Source organism: Xanthomonas axonopodis pv. maculifoliigardeniae (assembly GCF_041519315.1).
In the GTDB taxonomy this organism is placed as follows: domain Bacteria; phylum Pseudomonadota; class Gammaproteobacteria; order Xanthomonadales; family Xanthomonadaceae; genus Xanthomonas; species Xanthomonas euvesicatoria.
This window is the reverse complement of the sequence record NZ_CP167998.1, coordinates 3,812,294-3,832,420: the sequence shown is the minus strand read 5'-3', so window position 1 is coordinate 3,832,420 and position 20,127 is coordinate 3,812,294. Positions and strand designations below refer to the sequence as shown.

The following is a 20,127-nucleotide window of genomic DNA, read 5'->3' as shown; positions in this document are numbered from 1 at the left end:
GTTTTGTTAGCTGCTCTTAGTCCCCAGTCTGCAGCAATAACCCACAAGCCCCTCTCCCCGCGGGAGAGGGGTTGCGGTGAGGGTACGGCCTACCCTTGGCAGCGACTCAGCGTCGACCATCCAAAACGTTGACGAGCGACGCAAACAGCAGGCGTCGCGGGTCGTCATCATCCCAGCGATCACGCCCAAAACCTCAGTCCTCAGCGCCCATCCGGCACCGCACCCAGTAACTCGATCTCCGCCACCTGTGCACGCGCAGGCGCGGTCCAATGCAGCCGATACTCCGCATACGAACCGGGCGTCGCGATCCGGAACGGGCGCGTTTGAAGTGGCCATTGAAAACGCTCCTCGCGGCGCGTATCGACGACGCGCCACGTGCCTCCTGCAGTGCGTGCTTCCAGCGTCCACGCGGCCGACGCAATCGCAGCGTCGCCGCTGGTCACGGTGTAAAGCATGGCCTCACCGCGATCAAGACCGCTCAACGTCAGCACCGTGGCGGGCGACACCGCGCTCGCGCTGCCCGCATCGTCGTCATGCAAAGCCGTCAGCGCGCGACCATCGGCCTGCGTCACGCGTGCGCTGGCACCCAGCAGGTCACGCAACGGGGCAGGGCGCTTGCCTGGCGCGGTCAACGACGGCGGCACATCCTCTGGTGCGCTGCCCCAGCGCGAGGGCGTGGGCCCCATCTCGAAGTCCAGCGTCGCACCCTTGGCGATCGCCGCATGCGGCAACCAGGTCTTGCGCCATGGCTTGCCGTTGAGCCTGAGCGATTGCACATACACATTTTCCGGCGAATTCTGCGGCGCATTGACCGTCAGCGTACCGCCGCCCGGCAAGCGCACGCGCGCCTGCTTGAACAGCGGCGAGCCGATCACATACTCCGGCGCTCCCATCCGCAACGGATACAACCCCAGCGCAGCGAACAGATACCACGCCGACATCTCGCCATTGTCTTCGTCGCCAGGGTAACCCTGGCCGATCTCGCTACCCAGGTACAGGCGCGCCAGAACTTCGCGCGTAATGCGCTGTGTCTTCCACGGTTGCCCTGCATACAAATACATCCATGGAATGTGGTGCGCAGTCTGGTTGCTGTGCGCGTACATGCCCATGCGCACATCGCGTGCTTCGGTCATCTCGTGAATGGTGTTGCCATACGAGCCTGCAAACTGCGCTTGGGCAGTCTCGGGCGTGGCGAAAAACATGTCCAGCTTGGCGGCCAGTGCCGCGCGGCCACCGTAGAGCGTAGCCAGGCCTTCGCCATCGTGTGGCGCGTTGAATGCAAACGTCCACCCGCTGGATTCGGTGTAATCGTTGCCCCACACGCGTGGATCGTACTGCGCCGCGTCCACGCGCCACGTGCCGTCGGGTTTGCGCCCCTGGAAGAAGCCGACCGCCGGGTCGAACAGCGCCGCATACCCGGCTGCGCGGTAGCGAAAATACAGCGCTTCGGTCGCATAGCGCTCGCGCGCTGCGGCAGTGTTGGCCTGGATGGACAACGCCTCGGCCATGTTGGCAATGCCGAAGTCGTTGAGGGCGCCCTCCATCGACCACGACATGCCTTCATGCGTGTCGGTATCGGTATAGCCGCGGAAGGTCGAGCGCGCCATGCCCTTGCGCCCGACATGCCGGTCCGGCGCAACGACCGTGGCGTTCTTCAGTGCAGCGGCGTAGGCCTCGGCCGGGTCGAAGCCTTGCACGCCTTTTCGCCAGGCATCAGCAAACGCCACATCCGAGCTGGTACCCACCATCAGGTCTGCATAACCGGGCGACGACCAGCGCGCAATCCAGCCGCCCGCCCGGGATTGTTCGACAAACCCCTGCACCAGGGCGCCGGCATCATCGGGCGCAAATAGCGCATACGCAGGCCAGGCCGTGCGAAACGTATCCCACAGCCCGTTGTTGACGTACACCCGGCCATCGCGGATCGGTGCGAAGCTGCGCACCGCGCTGCCGTCGATAGTGTCGTCCGACCAGCTGTTCTGGCTGGCGTAGCGCCAATCCGGGGCAGTCGCAGTGCCCACGTTTTCATGCGCCGAGTTCGGATACAGGTACAACCGGTACAGGTTGGAATACAGCGTGGTTGTCTGGTCGGCAGTGGCATCGGGCACTTCGAACCGCCCCAGCAATGCATCCCAGGCCTCCTGCGCGCGCGCGGCGACCTGCTCGAAGCTCGCGTCTGCGGCAATTTCCAGTTCTGCATTGTGCTTTGCCTGATCCACCGACATCAGCGAAGTGGCAATGCGCATCTTCACCTGTCGCGCGCTGCCGGCATCGAACTTGATCCATCCGGTCGGGCGGCCGGTGTCAAGCAGGCCGCTGCTGTGCCAGGGCCTGTCGAAGCTGGCATAGACGTACATGCGCGTTGCGCCCGTCGACAAACCGCTGCGCACATCGGTGTAACCGGACAGTGTCTGGGTCGCCGCATCCAGCTTTAGCCCGCCGCGCGCGTCCACGTTGTCGAACAGCAGATTGGCATCGCCCCGCGCCGGGAAGCGAAAACGAAACAGTGCCGCGTGATCGGTGGGTGCGATCTCGGCATGGATGCCGTTGTCCAGTTGCACGGCGTAGCGATAGGGGCGGGCCTGTTCGTCGTCATGCGAAAACCCCAGTGCACGCCTGCTGCGATCGGCATCCGGCACGCCGGCAGTGAGCGAGGGCATCACCTGAAACGTCTGCCGGTCGCCCATCCACGGGCTCGGTTGATGGCTCAGCGACAGCGCCTGCAGACGCGGGCGATTGTCTGCACCGTTGTGCTCGTTCCAGCGGTATAGCCAGGTCAGCGTTCCCGCATCGGTGACCGGCGTCCAGAAGTTGAAACCGTGCGGCACGGCCGTCGCAGGAAAATTATTGCCGCGCGAAAACGTGCCATTGGATTGCGTGCCGCGCGTGGTCAGCACCCGATCCGAGGGCCGCGCCGGCGTTGCCAGCGGCACCTCGGCAATGGCGATATCGTCGATCCACCCGGCAGCGCGCGCGCCCGCAGGCGGCGCCACGTCCAGCTCGATCGCACGCACACGCCGCCCACGCAGCCCGGGCACATCTCCCAACCGCACCTGCTTGCGCGCCCACTGTTGCGGGTACAGCGTCTTCGAATCGCCTTGCGCCTGCGCACCCAATGCCACGCCATGTTGATCGCGCGCTGCGCTGGCAGAGACATGTGTGCCGTCGTCCAGCAGCAGGTCCAGCGAGACATACGTGGATGCCACATGGTCGTTGCCGACACTTTCCGGCAAGACCATCCACGACAGCGTGGTCTGCGTCTGGATCAGCAGATCGGTGGTGAACAACGCGCGTCGCCCACCTGCGCCGTTGCTCGCGTAACGCAGCGCATGCGCCCCGCTGTAGCCGGCATTTGGCTTGGCGGCGTACGGCGCTGCCGGGCCGGCGCCGACGGCAACCTGCACGGCAGTGTCGGTCACCGGCATCGGTGAGGGGTCACCGTCCTCGAACGCGCTTGCGAAGTGCGTGGCGGCCATCGCCGGCAGCGCAGCGAGACAGAACAGGGCAATGGCGATGGTGCGCGGCAGACCACGCTTATGCAGCAGGACAACAGGCAAGGTCACGGGGCAGTGTCTCCTTGGGGCACGTAACGGCACGTGCGCTGGGCCGATGTTGCGCCCGGTATGGTTCACGTCGCCGGTTGGATAGACGCCGGCTCCGGATGATAGGCGGCATGCGCGGTGCGGTGTCGTTGCGCTGTCGCGCCGCCGATTGGGGGCTGCTGCAGAATCGCCGATTCCATAGCGGCCTCGGCGATTGGATTGGCAACTCTTGCAACTCACCCCCGCGCGGGCCTGTACCGCCCGGTCGATGGGCCGATCACCACGCGGGCTGCTAGAATCCGCGCTCTGCCTTTGCCTTCCGATCGCACCGCCATGAGCCAGACCGCCACCGCGCCCGCCAATGCCGAAAAGCGTTACACCGTGCACCGCGGCGACCTGCCGCTGAGCTGCCCGACGCCGCAGATGGCGCTGTGGAACTCGCATCCGCGCGTGTACCTGCCGATCGAAGACGAGCCCAACGGCGAAGCCAAGTGCCCGTATTGCGGCGCGCTGTTCGTGCTCGCCGACTGATACTGGCCGGATGCACCGCCTGACCGTGGTGCAACTGCTGCCGGCACTGCAGTCCGGCGGCGTCGAGCGCTCCACCCTGGAAATCGCTGCCGCGCTGGTGCGCGCCGGTCATCGCGCCGTCGTCGTGTCGGCCGGCGGACGCCTGGTGCAGCCGCTGTTGGATGTGGGTGGCGAGCATCTCACCCTAGAGATCGGCCGCAAATCGTTGCTGACGCTGCGGCATGTGATCGGCTTGCGTCGCTTGTTCGCCGAACTCGGGGCCGACATCGTGCATGCACGTTCGCGGCTGCCGGCCTGGCTGGGTTGGTACGCGCTGCGCGGCATGCCCGAGGCAACGCGGCCGCGCCTGGTGACCACCGTGCACGGGCTTAATTCGCCTAGCCGCTACAGCGCAGTGATGACCTACGGCGAGCGCGTGATCTGCGTGTCCAAGACGGTGCGCGAATACGTGTGCACGCATTACCCGCAGACCGATCCGGCGCGGCTGCGCACCATTCCGCGTGGGGTGGATATCGCGCAGTTCCCGCGCCGGCTGCAGCCGGACCGCCGCGCACGTGCTTGGGCACAGACGCTGCTGCCCGCTCTGCCGGCCGATGCACCGCTGCTATTGCTGCCGGGCCGTGGCACGCGCCTGAAGGGGCATGCCGATGGCCTGCAGCTGCTCGCCGACATCCGTGCAGCCGGCGTGCCGGCCTTTTTGTGGTTGCCCGGCGCATGCGAGCCCGGGCGCGAGGCGTACGTGCGGGAGCTGGAGACAGAAGCGTCGAGGCTGGGCGTTGCCGAGTCAATCGCCTTGACCGAGCCCACTGCCCGCATCGCCGAGGCCTATGCGGCCAGCGATCTGGTGCTGCAGCTTTCGCGCAAGCCGGAAGCCTTCGGCCGCACCGTGGTGGAGGCGCTGTCGGTCGGCCGTCCGGTGCTGGGCTGGGCACACGGCGGCGTTGGCGAATTGCTGGCCGAGTTACAGCCCGGTGGTGCGGTCGCCGCTTTCGATGCCCGGGCCTTATGCACGCAGGCGCTGCAGTTGCTGCAGCACGCCCCGGCAGCGCCGGCCGTGATCCCCTACACGTTGCAGGCCATGCAAACGGCCACCCTGAAGGTCTATGACGAACTCCGCCGCTGAGGCCCTCCCGCGGGCGCCCGTGTTGACGCCCGATGCCGGCCGCTGGGCGCCGCTGTGGGTGATCGTGTTCGTGGCGCTATGGCCTACGCCCGGCCTGGCCGAAACGGTGTTGTCGTTGGGCGCGTTGTTCGCGGCGTACCGCCTGTTGCATGCGCGCTTTCGCGGCGGCACGCGCCTGCTCAGCGGCGCAGCCTGGGCACTGACCAGCGTGTTGTTCCTGGCGTACTGGTTGCCGCAGATGCTGTCGGCGTTCGACGCGATGGATGCCGGCCGCGCACTACGCAAGTCGGCCACCGATCTGCGCTACCTGCCGTTCATGTGGTTATGCGCCATCGCCGTGGCCAATGCACAGCGTCGGGGTCGCACCTTTACCGGGCTGGCGGTCATCGGTGGGGTGTGGACGCTGGACGCGTTGCTGCAGGCCGCCTTCGGCACCAGCCCGTTGTTTTTTGGCATCGATCAGATCAAGCAGCTGATCAGCGGCCATGGCCTGTGCACGGCCCAGGAACTGGCGCTGGTGGACCGGTTGAGCGGCGTGCTGGGCCCCTGCAATCTGAAATTCGGGCAGACCCTGGCCAGCCTGTCGCCGTTCCTGTTGCTGGCGTTGGGGCGGCGTCATGTCTTGGCCTGGCTTGTCGGCGCGGCGGCGGTCGGCATTGTGTTGGTCCTGGCCGGCTCGCGCGCGTCTTGGATCACCTATGGCGTGATCATGCTGCTGTCCGGTTGGCAGCTGCTGGGCGGGCGTCGTTCGCTGGCCGCGGCGGTGGTCGGCGCACTGTTGGCCGTGGCGGTGGTGGCGGTGGCGCCACAGGCGCGCGAGCGCATCCAGCGCACCACGCTGGCGTTCGGCAATGGCGAACAGGGCGTGGACCAGGCCTTGTCCGGGCGTGCCCAGATCTGGGGGGCATCGCTGTGCATGATCCGCGCGCATCCGCTCAACGGCGTGGGCGTGCGCGGGTTCCGGCAGGCCTATCCGGACTGCAATCCGGCACCTGGCCAAGCGCCGGCCTGGGGCGGCGGGCCGGCCTTTCATGCGCATCAGATCGTGCTCGAGATCCTGGCCGAAACCGGCGTGATCGGCTTGCTGCTGTGGCTGGCTGGCGCGGCGCAGGCATGGCGTGCGTGGCGCTACTCAAGCGTGGTGGTACGCGAGCAGGCGCGGCCGGCGATGATTGCGTTGGTGGCCACGGTGTTTCCGTTCAACACCCATCTGGCGTTCTATTCCAGCTTCTGGGGCGGGCTGAGCCTGATGCTGGCCGGGCTGTATGCCGGCGCCTTGCTCAACGACGATGCGGACCGCGCGCCGCAGTAGCGCGGCGCACGCGGTTGATCGGCACTTCCTCCCTTCGCGAGCTGCGGCGGCGACGCCCATACATGCGTTGCAGGCGTTCGCCGAGCCGGCGTCAGCGATAGAAATCGCTACGTCCACCCGGTTGGCGCTTGAAGCGCCGATGGATCCACAGGTATTGGTCCGGCGCTTCGCGCACCATGTCTTCGATGGCGGCATTGACCTGCGTGGTATCGGCGATGACGTCATCGGACGGAATGTCGGCCAATGGCGGTGCGATCTTGAGGATGTAACGGCCACCTTCGCGACGATGGAAGTACGGCACGACCGCGCAGCCGGTCAACCGTGCCAGCTGATGCGTGGCGGTAATGGTGGAGGCCGGATGTCCGAAGAACGGCACGAACACGGTGTCCTTGCCGCGCATGTCCTGATCCGGCGCATACCACAGAAAACCGCCGCGCTTGAGATGCTTGATGGTGGCGCGCAGGTCTTCGTTGGCGAACATGTGCGTGGCATAGCGCAAGCGCCCACGCTTGACCGCCCACTCGAACACCGGGTTGCGATGCCTGCGGTACATGCCGGCCAGCGGCACATGGTCGCATAGCAGGCGCCCGCACATTTCCAGCGTCATGAAGTGGCCGGACACCAGCAGCACGCCACGTTTTTGCTGCTGCAGTTGCTGCAGATGCTCCAGGCCCTCGATCTGCACGCCTGGTCGAATGACATCGATGCTGCCCCACCAGGCGCGCGCGAACTCGAACAGGCCCACGCCAAGCGCGTCGAAACTGTCGCGCAACAGCCGCGCCCGCCAGGCATCGTCCTGCTCGGGGAAACACAGTTTCAGGTTGACCTCGGCCGCGCGCCGACGCGTGCCCGCCAGGCGCATGGCAATCCAGCCCACGCCGCGGCCCACGGCACGTTGCAGCGTCCAGGGCAGGCGCCCTGCCACCACCATCACCGCCAGGCCCAGATACATCGGCCAGTGCTTGGGGTTGCGCAGGGAAGGGCGGACGGCGACGTTGGCGGGCTCGGACATGCGTCAATTCTAGAGCGTGTGATGCACTTTGCGATGAGATGTGTTGGCCGTCAGCGGCGCGGTGCCCGCTCCGCGCCGCTGACGGCCAACCCTCCGGGAGCGCCCTGTGGCACACCGATACTGCGTTGCGCGCCTTGCCCAGGCTGGCCGCCTGGGCAAGGCGCACGCGGGTCTCGACGCGCCACAGGACGCTTCGCACTCACCTCAACGTACATGATGCGCCCAGCGGGCAGCGTGCACATGCGCACGCACGGGCGCTCCCGTATCCTGCACGGATGCGGAAAGATCCGATCGAATGGCTGTTGCGCGGGCTGTACTCGGCGCTGCTCTACCTGTTGTTGCCGGTCACGGTGTACCACCTGGTGTGGCGCGGTTTCCGCGTGCGCGAATATTTCAATCGCTGGAACGAGCGCTATGCGTCCTACACGCACGCCTGCGGGCGCCCGCGGGTGTGGGTGCATGCGGTGTCGGTGGGCGAGGTCAACGCGTCCGCGCCGCTGGTCAATGCGCTGCGAGCGCAGCGCCCGGATATCCGTTGGGTCATCACCACCATCACCCCCACCGGCTCCGAGCGCGTGCGCGCGCTGTGGGGCGATGCGGTGGACCATGTGTATCTGCCCTACGATGTGCCGGGCAGCGTGGGGCGGTTTCTCGAACACTTCCGCCCGCGCCTGGCCTTGATCCTGGAAACCGAGCTGTGGCCGAACATGTTGTTCGGCTGCCGCGATCGCCAGATTCCGGTGTACATCCTCAACGCACGGTTGTCGGCGCGCTCGTTGCGCGGCTATCGGTTGCTGGCGCCGTTGATCAGTCGCGCGCTGCGCACCGTCACCTGCGTGGCGGCGCAGTCGCAGGACGATGCCGAGCGGTTCGTCACCCTGGGCGCGCGCCCGGATCAGGTGATCGCGCTGGGCAATCTCAAGTTCGATATCGCAGCGCCAACGCAATTGCAGGCGTTGGTCGCGCAGTTTCGCATGCACGTGCCGGCCACGCGCCCGGTGTGGATCGCCGCCAGCACGCACGAAGGCGAAGAGGCCGCCGTTGCCGATATCCACGCACGGTTGCTGCTGCAATTTCCGGATTTGCTGCTGTTGTGGGCACCGCGCCATCCCGAGCGCTTTCCCAAGGTCGAGACGTTGGCACGCGAGCGCGGCTGGCGCGTTGCCACGCGCAAGGCGCAGCAATGGCCGCAGGCGGGCGACAAGGTATTCGTCATCGACACCCTGGGCGAGCTGATGAGCTTCTATGCGTGCGCGCAGGTGGCTTTCGTCGGTGGCAGTCTGCAGCCGATCGGCGGGCATAACCTGCTTGAGCCGGCCGCCGTCGGAACGCCGGCAATCACTGGCCCGCATCTGCATAACTTCTCGGAGATTTCGCGGCGCATGCGCCAAGCCGATGCGGTTGCCATCTGCGAGGATGCCGAGTGCGTCTACCAGGCCTTGGCGCGCCTGCTCGCCGACCCCGCACAACGCGAGGCGATGACCACTGCAGGCCTGGCGCTGGTCGCCAACGGCAAGGGCGCGGTGGCCCGCACCTTGGTGCAGATCGCTGCCGATCTGCCGCCGCTGGCGAGCGCGGGCGTTGTGGCATGAGGTTTGTCGCTCGCTGCGTGGCTGCGTGCATGGCCGTGCCACACTCCGCCGAGCCTGTCGCCGGAGTGCAGCCCTCGTTGCGCTCAACGGTGAGAACTTGCGCCGGGCAGTGAGACGCGTGGTGGGTTCACTTGCACCGGATGCTGCACGCCGGCGTTGCCGGGTTAGCGCACTTGCAGCCGCCGTCACGACAGGCGCGCATGCGGTTGCATCGCGCACAAAAAAGCGGGCCTTAGCCCGCTTTTTTTTGTGCATCCAGCTCGCCTTACTGCAACGACCCACTGCCCTGCAGCTTGGATTCGGCGTCCTGCGATAGCAGGCGGTTGACGTCCTGCAGATCGGTGATGTCGAGCTTGCCGATGGCCTGGCCCAGCAGCAGGCGGTTCTGCAGGAAGTTGTAACGCGACTGTGCGTAGTTCAGTTGCGCCTGGAACAGCGTGCGCTGGTTTTGCACCACGTCCAGCACCGTGCGCGTGCCCACTTCCAGACCCACTTGCGAGGCGTCGTAGGCGGCTTGCGCCGACACCACGGCCAGGCGGCGGGCTTCCACTTCGCTGATACCGGCAACAACAGTCTGGTAGGCATTGCGGGTGTTGCGATCCAGCGCGCGCTTCTGCTGCTCGTAGGTGTCCTGCTGGATATCGCGTTGCGACAGTGCCTGACGCACGGCCGACTGGGTCGCGCCGCCGGCAAAGATCGGAATCGTCAGCGTGATGCCGACGGAATCGGTGTCGATGTCGCGGCCTGCGGTGGTGAAGTTGCCCGCCGCCTCATCCACCGTTCCCTGACCACCCCAGCTATTGCTGCGGCCGACATTGGCACCCAGGCTCAGCGTGGGCAGATGGCCGGCACGCGCGGCACTGACCTGCGCCTCGGCAGCGCTGACCTGCAACTGTTGCGCCCTCAGCGCCGGATTGTCGGCGATCGCGGTGGCAACCAATTGATCCACGTTGCTGTAGGCAGCCGGTACTTCGGGGCGGAACTCATCTGGCAATGCGCGCAAGCCGACCACAGGCTGGCCGGTGAGCTCGGTCAGTGCCTGGTAGTAGTCCTTGAGCGTATTGCGCGCGTTGATGGTGTCTGCCCGTGCCTGGTCGTACTGGGCGCGGGCTTCGTGCACGTCGGTGATCGGTGCAAGACCCACTTCCAGACGCTTGTCGGCGTAGTCGAACTGCTTCTTTGCGGCCGCTTCGTTGGTCTCGGCTGCCGCCAATGACTCGATCCCCACCAGCACCTGGAAATATGCCGCCGAGGTGCGGGTGATCAGGTCGTTGTTAGCCGATGCGAGGGTGAAATCCGCAGCCTTGGCCACTTCGCGCTGCGCACGCAGGTTGGAAAACTGCGCCCAATTGAAGATGGTCTGGCTGCCCTGAATCGCGTACTGGCGCTGCTTGGTCGTGGAGCGGCCATCGACGCCCTCCAGCTCACGATGCGACTGGGTGTAGCTGGCGCTACCGTCCAGCTGCGGCAACAACGCCGCACGCGCCTGCACCTGACCCTCCCGATTGACCAGGCGCGTGGACTCGGCCACGGCCAGCTGCGGATCGCCGTTGCGGGCCATTTCGTAGACCTGCAGCAGGTCGGTGGCGTGCGCAGCCATCGGAGACAGGGCGGCGGCCAGGGCCAGGACAAGGGATCGGCGGATCATCGGGGGAGCTTCCTTGGGAATCAGAATTGGAATCGGGGCGTCGGTGCGGCGCCCTGGAGATAGGCGAGGTCGGTTTCGAACAACGATTCGATGCGCGGGGCGTTGACCTCGCCACGGACCAGGACCGCTTCCATCACCGGGTCGTGACCGCGCACGACGAACAACCGGCCGTTCGGGCGCAACCACTGCAGCCACTGGACAGGCAGCGTGTCGACCGCGCCGGTCACGCAGATGGCGTCGAAGCGACGCTCGCTCTGCCAGCCGAAGACATCGGCGGTTTCGATACGGACGTTGCTGCCCAGGCCGGTGCGGTCCAGATTGGCGCGCGCAGCCGCGGCCAGCGCCGGGTCGATCTCCAGGCTGAGGACTTCGCGCGCGAGTGCGGCCAGGCAGGCGGTGGCAAAGCCGCTGCCGGTGCCGATTTCCAGTACGTCCTCGCCCGGTTGCAGGTCCAGTGCCTGCAACATGCGGCCTTCGACCACCGGCTTCATCATCTTGTGACCGGCCGACAGCGGAATTTCCACGTCGACATAGGCCAGCGTCTTGTAGGCCTCCGGCACGAAGGCTTCGCGCGGCATGCGCGCCAGCACGTCGAGTACGCGCAGGTCCAGCACGTCCCACGGCCGGATCTGCTGCTCGACCATCTTTTCGCGGGCCTGGGTGAAATCGATCGTCATGGTGCGGGTATCCAACGCGGTGGGGCGAACATTTTACCGGTGCGCGAGGCACCTGGCGCATCTAGCATCGCCGCGCGCTGCCATCCGGCGCAGTGCCGGAAGTCATCGCCACCAAAGGCCGGGGGCGCTCAGCGCGGCGCATAGGCCCTCAAAAAGAAGTCCACGCTGGTGTCGATGTGCTCATTGACCTGGGCGCGGGTGGGTTGGCCGTGCAGGCCGCACATCATCAAGGCGTAGAGCTCGCCCTTGAGCAGGCAGAAGAATTGCGAGGCAGCGCGCGCCACGTCCGGGATCTCCAGCTGGCCGTCGGCCACCCGCGCAGACAGGAAATCCGCCAGCGCCCGCTGCGTGCGCTTGGGGCCTGCATCCCAGAACATCTCGCGGATATGCACGTCGCCGGTCCCGGGCGCCATCATCATGCGGTGGGTGGAGATGGCCGATTCGGTGCTGACCATGGCGAAGAACGCATGGGCAATCTCGGTGAGCTGGTCGCGCAATGCGCCCTTGGGGGCGTGATCGAACAGGTCGTCCGGCATCATGTGCTGGCACTGGGCGCGGATCGCCTCGGAAAACAGGCTCTCCTTGTCGCCGAAGTGGCTGTACACGGTCAGTTTGGAGACGCCGGCCTGCGCGGCGATCCCATCCATGCTGACCCCTGCATAGCCCTGCTCCATGAACATGGTGCGGGCGGCACCCAGGATGGCGGCACGCTTTCCAAGATCCTTGGGACGACCAGGGCCATTGCTCTTGGTCTTGGAATTGAGGGGGGACGAGCTGGACATGCCGTCAATACTAGACCATCGGGTTCTATATTTATACTCGGCGCCCGACCGCTACGTTAACGGTTCCGCCTGCCCGGTTCCCGGTGTCGTGCCGCTCCCGGCAGCTGTCAGGGATCCACCGAAGGCAGCACAAAAACCCCGGTGATAAATTGGCCGTAGGCCTGCCGGTGCATACGGGCAGGTATCTCCAGCGAGCACGGACGAGGGGACGGGGAGCGTGGGAAGGGGCGGTACGCAGGCGCACATAAGCTGCGTTCGCAGCACGTGCGTGCGGCGGATCGGGCTGGCGTGGCTGTGGCTGCTGTTGTGTTGCGCACTGCTCAACGCCTGGCCCGCGGCCGCGCAGGTGCTCAAGCACGCCGCGTACCACACCGTCACGCGCTGGAACATGGACGACGGCCTGCCGCACAACCTGGTGCACGCGGTGGCCCAGGGCGAAGACGGGCTGATCTGGCTGGGTACCTGGGAAGGCGTGGCGCGCTTCAATGGGCGCGATTTCACCGTGTACGACCGCCAGAACACTCCCGGCGTCGAGCTGGGCGGGGTATTTGTGGTGGTTCGCGACAGCACCGGCGGCATGCTGTTCGGCACTGCGTTCGACGGCGTCTACCACTATCAGGACGGTCATTGGCAGCAACTGGGCGATGCGTCGGCGCGGCATCTTGCGGTCAGCGCCCTGCTGCGGCGTGCCGATGGCGCGCTGTGGGTGGGCACGCCGCAGACGCTGTACCGCATCGAGGGCGACGGGCGGGTGGTCGACGTCGGCCGCCAGACCGGCTTGCCGCGTGCGCGCGTCACGGCATTGTCTGCGGACGAACGCGGCGACCTGTGGGTTGGTACCGAGGTCGGGCTGTATCGGCTGCCACACGATGGCGTCCAGGCGGTGGCCTCGGGAAGGGGGCACGGGATGCGCGATGCGCCGGTACGGCGGCTGGCCAGCGACCGTCAGGGCGGCCTGTTGGTCGCCGGCGACGATGGCGTGTGGTGGTGGAGCCGTGGCGGTGGCCTGCAGCGTTTCCGCCAGGGCCAACGCGTGGACTCGGTGTTGCTGGACCGCCGCGGGCACCTGTGGATGAGCCTGTCTTCGGGCACGCTGGTGGTGCACAGCGGGCCGAACGACCCGGACGAGCAGATCGCCATTTCCGGCGTCGCCAGCCCGGCGCTGCTGGAAGACGCCGAAGGCCTGATCTGGGTCGGCAGCACCCACGGGCTGTTCCGCATTGCCGAGGGCGCCGCGCACGGCGTCACCCACGACGAGGGTCTGAGTTCGGACTACGTGCGCTGCGTGCTGCAGACCGGCGAGGGCACGGTGTGGGTGGGCAATGCCGTCGGCCTGGATCGTTGGCGCGAGGGCACCATCAGCCGCGTGTCGCTGTCGCCCAGCGAAGGAGGGCGCGTGCTCGAGCAATCGGTGCTGGCGCTGGCCGATGCTGGCGATGGCGGCGTGTGGGCCGGTACCTATAGCCAGGGCGTGGTGCGTCTGGACGCGCAAGGCCACGTGCTGGTGCGCATCGGCGCGGCCGATGGCCTGCCCTCCATGTCGGTGCGTGCGGTGTTGCCGGACGGCGACGATCTGTGGATCGGCACCACCGCCGGGCTGGTGCGGTGGCGCAACGGCAAGGCACGCCGCTACACCGCAGCCGACGGCGTACCGGATGGCTCGGTGCAGGTGTTGTACCGCGATGCGCAGGGCATCGTCTGGATCGGCACCGATCGCGGCGTGACTGCGCTGTCGCCGGACGGCAGTACCCGCGCCTGGCTGGGCGAGCAGGATTTCCCCGGGCAGAACGCCTTCGATTTCCTGCGCGATGCCGCTGGCGATGTGTGGATTGCCAGCGATCGCGGCCTGCTGCGGTTGCGCGGCGACAGCTTCCGCGTCTACGACCACCGGGTCGGGCTACCGCGCGACAAGGTGTTTCGCGTGATCGACGACGGCCGTGGCTATTTCTGGCTGTCGAGCAACCACGGGGTGTTCCGCATCGCACGCGATAACTTCGACCAGCTCGATGCGGGCACGCGCGAGCAATTGAGCGTGGAAGTGGTCGACCGCAGCGACGGCATGCCCAGCAACCAGGGCAACGGCAGCAGCGCGCCGGCTGGCTGGCTGACCCAGTCCGGGCAGTTGCTGTTCCCCACCGCCGCAGGCCTGGGCGTGATCGACCCGGCCCGCGTGGGCACCTTGCAAGGCCATCGGGTGCCGATCGTCTTCGAGCGCCTGCTGGTCGATGGCATGGTGCAGCCGCTCAGTGGCCCGCACCGGTTCGGCGCCGAGACCCGGCGTATCGCGATCGTGTATGCCGGACTGAATTTCCGCGGCCCGGACAAGGTGCGGTATCGCTACCGGTTGGAGGGCTTCGACCCGGAGTGGGTGGATGCCGACAATGCCAGCGAAGCGGTCTACACCAATTTGCCGCCGGGCCGTTTCCGCTTCCGCGTGCAAGCGATGTCGCTACCGGTGGATTGGCGGCAGAACGACCTGCTGGGCGAAGCCAGCCTGGTCATCGAACTGGCGCCGCCGTGGTGGCGCCGCGGCGAAGTGATCGGCCTGGGCATCCTCGGCCTGGCCAGCGTGATCTACGGGTTGTATCTGTGGCGTACCGCCAGCTATCGCCTGCGTCAGCGCCAGCTCAATACCGTCATCGACCGGCGCACGCGCGAACTGAGCGACAAGAACCTGGCGCTGCAGCAGGCCAGCCAGGAGCGCGAAGCGTTGATGCGCCAGCTGGAATACCGCGCCAGCCACGACGTGCTGACGGCGCTGCCGAACCGGCGCGAAGCCGAGCGTGTACTGCAGCAATGGTTCGATGAGGCGCACGCTGGTGGCGCGGCGTTGGCGCTGGCGTTGATGGATATCGATCACTTCAAGCGTATCAACGACGACTACGGCCATGAGGTGGGCGATGCGGTGCTGTCGGCCATCGGCGAGGTGTTGAGCGAGCAGGATCAGGCGCGCTGCTTTGCCGCGCGTCATGGTGGCGAAGAATTCCTGCTGGCGGCCACCGGGCTGGATGCGGTACAGGCGCGCGCGCTGTTCGAGCGCATGCGACAGCGACTGGCCGGCATCGAAGTCGATGCGCAGGGCATGACCGTGCGTTGTACCGCCAGCATGGGCATGGCGATGAGCGAGGAGGCGCCCAGCCGGCGCGAATTGCTGGCGTTGGCCGACCATCGCCTGTACGAAGCCAAGCGGCAGGGGCGGGATCGTTTGATCGGGCCGTAAGACGTTGCTGAGGCCCGTGGACTGCTGCATGCGGGCCCGATGCAAGACAGGTGTTGTTACATTGCACGGGCGGTGCGTGGCGAAGAAGTAGCGCAACATTGCCAGCCGGGCCGTGGCATCGCCGAGTCAGCAACCCGCGTGTGCAGGACGCATCGCACCTCTCGTGCGCTCGTGCCGAGATCAAACTGCTGACGTTATCTTTCGCCAACACGTGCAGCACGCTGCAGACATTCGCCCACAGCCTACGTCTGCGCCAGATCCGCCTGCGCATGCAACAACGCAACAAACGCCTGCGCCGCACGCGACAAGGTGCGCCCGCCATGGGTGACGCATCCCAGCTCGCGGGATAACGCGACATCGGCCAGCGGCAGCACCACGATCTGGTGGTCGATCATGCGCTCGGGCAGGACGCTCCAGGCCAGCCCCACCGACACCAGCATCTTGATCGTTTCCAGGTAATTGGTGGTCATGCGCAAACTCGGCACCAGGCCGCGCTCGGCGAACAGGTTGGCAACGATGCGATGGGTGAATGTGCCCGGATCGGGCAACACCGCCGGGTGCGCCACCACATCGTCCAGCGACACTGCAGGCAGTGCCGCCAACGGGTGATCGGGCGCAACGACGAACTGCAGGCGGTCGTGCCAGATCGGCTGCGCGCGCAGCGGAGCGCGCGTGTCCGGTGCCAGGGTGGTCACTGCCAGCTCCACCTCGCCGCGCAGCACCGCGGCGTACGCCAGCTCCGAATCCAGGAACTGGATGTCCAGCGCCGCCTGCGGATGTTGCGTGGCAAAACCGCGCAACAAGGCCGGCAGGCGGTGCAGACCCACATGGTGGCTGGTGGCCAGGCTCAAGCGGCCGCCAACGGCTGCACCCAAATGCTCCAGCACGCGGCGGGTGTCCTGCAGCTCGGCCAGGATGCGTTGCGCGCGCGGCAGCAACGCCTGTCCGGCTTCGGTCAGCACCACCTGCCGGCCCAGGCGATCGAACAGCCGCGCCGACAATTGCGCCTCCAGGAGTGCAATGCGTTTGCTTACCGCAGGCTGGGTCAGGTGCAAGGCCTCGCCGGCTGCCGAAAAGCTGCCGCTCTCGGCGATCGCCACGAATGCATTGAGGCTCGCCAGGTCCATTGCTATTCCTAAAATTCATTTCTTGAATAAACAATATGAATTTGCGTAATCCAAGGCAAGCTCCTAGCATCGATCTCAGCCAGGTGGGCGCACCCACCATCCGCCACTCGGATTGCCGCGATGACTGCCAAGACCCTGTACGACAAGCTGTGGGACCTGCATGAGGTCACACGCCGTGACGATGGTTCGTCGCTGATCTACATCGACCGCCACATCCTGCACGAGGTGACCTCGCCGCAAGCCTTCGAAGGCCTGCGCCTGGCCGGGCGCAAGCCATGGCGCATCGACGCCAATATCGCCACGCCCGATCACAACGTGCCGACCACGCGCGCCGAGCGCCAGGGCGGTCTGGAGTCGATTTCCGACGAGGTCTCGCGCCTGCAGGTGCAGACCCTGGACGAGAACTGCGACGACTTCGGCATCCTCGAGTTCAAGATGAACGATACCCGCCAGGGCATCGTGCACGTGGTCGGCCCGGAGCAGGGCGCCACCTTGCCGGGCATGACCGTGGTCTGCGGCGATTCGCACACGTCCACGCACGGAGCATTCGGCGCGCTGGCCCACGGCATCGGCACCTCGGAAGTCGAGCACGTGCTGGCCACCCAGTGCCTGATCGCCAAGAAGATGAAGAACATGCAGGTGCGCGTGGAAGGCACGCTGCCGTTCGGGGTGACCGCCAAGGACATCGTGCTGGCGGTGATCGGCAAGATCGGCACCGCCGGCGGCAACGGGCATGCGCTGGAATTTGCCGGCAGCGCCATCCGCGCGCTGTCGATGGAAGGCCGCATGACCATCTGCAACATGGCCATCGAAGCCGGTGCCCGCGTGGGCATGGTGGCGGTGGACGAGAAGACCATTGCCTACGTCAAAGGGCGGCCGTTCGCCCCCAAGGGCGCCCACTGGGATGCGGCGGTGGCGCTCTGGAGCACGCTGGTCTCCGACCCGGACGCCCACTTCGACACCGTGGTGGAGTTGCGTGCCGAAGACATCAAGCCGCAGGTCAGCTGGGGCACTTCGCCGGAAATGGTGCTGGCCATCGATCAGCACGTGCCCGATCCGGCCGCCGAGCAGGACCCGACCAAGCGCGATTCGATCGAGCGCGCGCTCAAATACATGGGATTGACCGCCAACCAGCCGATCACCGCCATCCGCCTGGATCGCGTATTCATCGGCTCGTGCACCAATTCGCGGATCGAAGACCTGCGCGCGGCCGCCGCAGTGGCCAAGGGCCGCAAGGTCGCTTCCACCATCAAGCAGGCGTTGGTGGTGCCGGGCTCGGGCCTGGTGAAGGCCCAGGCCGAAGCCGAAGGCCTGGACAAGGTGTTTCTGGACGCCGGCTTCGAATGGCGCGAGCCAGGCTGCTCGATGTGTCTGGCCATGAACCCGGACAAGCTGGGCAGCGGCGAGCATTGCGCGTCCACCTCCAACCGCAACTTCGAAGGTCGCCAGGGCGCCGGCGGCCGCACGCATCTGGTCAGCCCGGCGATGGCGGCGGCTGCGGCGGTGAGCGGGCATTTTGTCGATGTGCGTGAACTTGGAGATTCGGGAGTGGGGATTCGGGATTCGTAGAAGCGCTCCGCCCATCCGCAGCCTTTTCGAATCCCCAATCCCCAATCCCAAATCCCGGCCTCTCTCAATGACCCCTTTCACCCAACACACCGGACTGGTGGCGCCGCTGGATCGCGCCAATGTCGATACCGACCAGATCATTCCCAAGCAATTCCTGAAGTCGATCAAGCGCACCGGTTTCGGTCCGAACCTGTTCGACGAGTGGCGCTATCTGGATATCGGCGAGCCTGGTCGCGACAACAGCACGCGCCCGCTCAATCCCGAATTCGTGCTCAATTTCCCGCGCTATCAGGGCGCCAGCGTCTTGCTGGCCCGGGAAAACTTCGGCTGCGGTTCCTCGCGCGAGCATGCGCCGTGGGCGCTGGACGAGTACGGCTTTCGCACCGTAATCGCGCCGAGCTTTGCCGACATCTTCTACAACAACAGTTTCAAGAACGGCCTGCTGCCGATCGTGCTGGCCGAAGCACAGGTCGATGCGTTGTTCGAACAATGCCTGGCGACCGAGGGCTACCAGCTCACCGTGGATCTGGCCGCACAACGCGTGCGCCGCCCCGATGGCGTGGAGTACGGCTTCGACATCGATGCCTTCCGCAAGCACTGCCTGCTCAACGGGCTGGACGATATCGGCCTCACCTTGCAGGACGCCGATGCCATCGGGCGCTTCGAGCAAGACCATCGCGCGCGCCAGCCGTGGTTGTTTGGCGCGCTGCAGTGAGGTTGAGCCGCACGCGCGTGCGTCGATCGTGCCGCGTGCGTGTATTGCATTGAATTCAATGACGCTGCGGCGTCACTTCACGAGGGTGGCATGAGCAAGCAGATTCTGATTCTTCCCGGCGACGGGATCGGCCCGGAGATCATGGCCGAAGCGGTCAAGGTATTGAAGCGCATCGACGCGCAACACGGTCTGGGTTTCGAGATGGTGTATGACGAGCTGGGCGGCGCTGCGTACGACAAATACGGCAGCCCGTTGGCCGATGAAACACTGGAGCGCGCGCGCGCCGCCGATGCGGTGTTGCTGGGCGCGGTGGGTGGCCCGCAGTGGGACACCATCGACCCGTCGCTGCGCCCGGAGCGCGGTTTGCTCAAGATCCGCTCGCAGCTGGGCTTGTTCGCCAACCTGCGGCCGGCATTGCTGTATCCGCAGCTGGCCGATGCGTCCACGCTCAAGCCCGAGGTCGTGGCCGGACTGGATCTGCTGATCCTGCGCGAGCTTACCGGCGGCATCTATTTCGGCCAGCCGCGTGGTAACCGCACCTTGGACAACGGCGAACGCCAGGCGTACGACACCTTGCCGTATAGCGAGAGCGAGATTCGTCGCATCGCCAAGGCAGGTTTTGAGATGGCACGCCTGCGCGGGAAGAAGTTGTGTTCGGTCGACAAGGCCAACGTGCTGGCATCGAGCCAGCTATGGCGTGCAGTGGTCGAGGAAGTGGCCAAGGACTACCCGGATATCGCGTTGTCGCATATGTACGTGGACAACGCGGCGATGCAGTTGGTGCGCGCGCCCAAGCAGTTCGATGTGATCGTGACCGACAACATGTTCGGCGACATTCTCTCCGACCAGGCATCCATGCTCACCGGTTCCATCGGCATGCTGCCGTCGGCCTCGCTGGATGCCAACAGCAAAGGCATGTACGAGCCGTGCCATGGTTCGGCGCCGGACATCGCCGGCAAGGGCATTGCCAATCCGCTGGCCACGATCCTGTCGGTGGCGATGATGTTGCGCTACACCTTCGCGCAGGCCGATGCCGCAGACGCCATCGAGCGCGCCGTGGGCAAGGTCCTCGATCAAGGCCTGCGCACTGCCGACATCTGGTCGGAAGGCACCACGAAGGTGGGCACCGTGGCAATGGGCGATGCGGTGGTGGCTGCGCTGTAAAAGTGCTCGCAGTCCCGGAGCGTTGTAGTGCGCAGGAGTGGTCGCCAGCGCAATAACGCATCCGTGTCCTCAGCTGCCGACAGCAGCCGGTGGTACCTGCGCGTGTGCCGGTG

General features: G+C 66.2%; 14 protein-coding genes. 8 read left to right on the top strand and 6 right to left on the bottom strand.

The features are described from left to right. Positions 1-200: 200 nt before the first annotated feature. The gene (locus ACDH77_RS16320; RefSeq protein ID WP_031424266.1) at positions 201-3,563 is read right to left on the bottom strand and encodes a GH92 family glycosyl hydrolase; all 3,363 of its coding nucleotides are present in this window, start codon (positions 3,561-3,563) and stop codon (positions 201-203) included. A gap of 312 nt (positions 3,564-3,875) precedes the next feature. On the opposite strand from ACDH77_RS16320, the gene ACDH77_RS16315 reads away from it, so the two are divergent. From ACDH77_RS16315 to ACDH77_RS16305, 3 genes are read left to right on the top strand one after another with little or no spacing between them, the layout of a single operon-like run. Continuing rightward, complete coding sequence (locus tag ACDH77_RS16315; protein ID WP_008573675.1) at positions 3,876-4,073, top strand: zinc-finger domain-containing protein; 198 nt, start codon at positions 3,876-3,878, stop codon at positions 4,071-4,073. Between the two features lie 10 nt (positions 4,074-4,083). Beyond that, positions 4,084-5,196, top strand: coding sequence for a glycosyltransferase (locus ACDH77_RS16310; protein WP_031424264.1), 1,113 nt, complete (start codon positions 4,084-4,086; stop codon positions 5,194-5,196). Continuing rightward, complete coding sequence (locus ACDH77_RS16305; protein ID WP_031424262.1) at positions 5,177-6,508, top strand: O-antigen ligase family protein; 1,332 nt, start codon at positions 5,177-5,179, stop codon at positions 6,506-6,508. The genes ACDH77_RS16310 and ACDH77_RS16305 overlap by 20 nt, the downstream gene beginning before the upstream one ends. A 91-nt stretch (positions 6,509-6,599) precedes the next feature. Here the strand turns inward: ACDH77_RS16305 and ACDH77_RS16300 are convergent, their stop codons facing one another. Then, the gene (locus ACDH77_RS16300; RefSeq protein WP_008573681.1) at positions 6,600-7,520 is read right to left on the bottom strand and encodes an LpxL/LpxP family Kdo(2)-lipid IV(A) lauroyl/palmitoleoyl acyltransferase; all 921 of its coding nucleotides are present in this window, start codon (positions 7,518-7,520) and stop codon (positions 6,600-6,602) included. 275 nt (positions 7,521-7,795) lie between these two features. Here ACDH77_RS16300 and waaA point away from each other — a divergent pair, with 275 nt between their 5' ends. Then, on the top strand, positions 7,796-9,112 hold the full coding sequence (waaA, locus tag ACDH77_RS16295) for a lipid IV(A) 3-deoxy-D-manno-octulosonic acid transferase (protein WP_008573684.1): 1,317 nt from the start codon (positions 7,796-7,798) through the stop codon (positions 9,110-9,112). 265 nt (positions 9,113-9,377) lie between these two features. Here the strand turns inward: waaA and ACDH77_RS16290 are convergent, their stop codons facing one another. The 3 genes from ACDH77_RS16290 to ACDH77_RS16280 all read right to left on the bottom strand — a co-directional run bounded on the left by ACDH77_RS16290 (position 9,378) and on the right by ACDH77_RS16280 (position 12,219). Next, positions 9,378-10,760 carry a TolC family outer membrane protein gene (locus ACDH77_RS16290; RefSeq protein WP_008573685.1) on the bottom strand — a complete coding sequence of 461 codons (1,383 nt, stop codon included), beginning with the start codon at positions 10,758-10,760 and terminating at the stop codon, positions 9,378-9,380. Positions 10,761-10,780: 20 nt separating this feature from the next. Further along, the gene (locus ACDH77_RS16285) at positions 10,781-11,437 is read right to left on the bottom strand and encodes a protein-L-isoaspartate O-methyltransferase family protein (protein WP_008573687.1); all 657 of its coding nucleotides are present in this window, start codon (positions 11,435-11,437) and stop codon (positions 10,781-10,783) included. Positions 11,438-11,565: 128 nt separating this feature from the next. Then, positions 11,566-12,219, bottom strand: coding sequence for a TetR/AcrR family transcriptional regulator (locus tag ACDH77_RS16280; RefSeq protein ID WP_003483364.1), 654 nt, complete (start codon positions 12,217-12,219; stop codon positions 11,566-11,568). Positions 12,220-12,436: 217 nt separating this feature from the next. On the opposite strand from ACDH77_RS16280, the gene ACDH77_RS16275 reads away from it, so the two are divergent. Further along, positions 12,437-15,439 carry a two-component regulator propeller domain-containing protein gene (locus ACDH77_RS16275; RefSeq protein ID WP_031424257.1) on the top strand — a complete coding sequence of 1,001 codons (3,003 nt, stop codon included), beginning with the start codon at positions 12,437-12,439 and terminating at the stop codon, positions 15,437-15,439. 242 nt (positions 15,440-15,681) lie between these two features. Here the strand turns inward: ACDH77_RS16275 and ACDH77_RS16270 are convergent, their stop codons facing one another. Next, entirely contained in the window at positions 15,682-16,566 is an 885-nt protein-coding gene (locus tag ACDH77_RS16270) for a LysR family transcriptional regulator (RefSeq protein ID WP_031424255.1), read from the bottom strand. A 120-nt stretch (positions 16,567-16,686) separates the two neighbouring features. On the opposite strand from ACDH77_RS16270, the gene leuC reads away from it, so the two are divergent. The 3 genes from leuC (at position 16,687) to leuB (ending at position 20,014) form a co-directional block, all read left to right on the top strand. Then, a complete protein-coding gene (gene leuC, locus ACDH77_RS16265) occupies positions 16,687-18,135 on the top strand; it encodes a 3-isopropylmalate dehydratase large subunit (RefSeq protein WP_014091005.1) in 1,449 nt (482 codons plus the stop codon). A 67-nt stretch (positions 18,136-18,202) separates the two neighbouring features. Continuing rightward, on the top strand, positions 18,203-18,850 hold the full coding sequence (gene leuD / locus ACDH77_RS16260) for a 3-isopropylmalate dehydratase small subunit (protein WP_014091004.1): 648 nt from the start codon (positions 18,203-18,205) through the stop codon (positions 18,848-18,850). Positions 18,851-18,940: 90 nt separating this feature from the next. Continuing rightward, positions 18,941-20,014, top strand: coding sequence for a 3-isopropylmalate dehydrogenase (gene leuB, locus ACDH77_RS16255; protein WP_031424252.1), 1,074 nt, complete (start codon positions 18,941-18,943; stop codon positions 20,012-20,014). Positions 20,015-20,127: the final 113 nt, after the last annotated feature.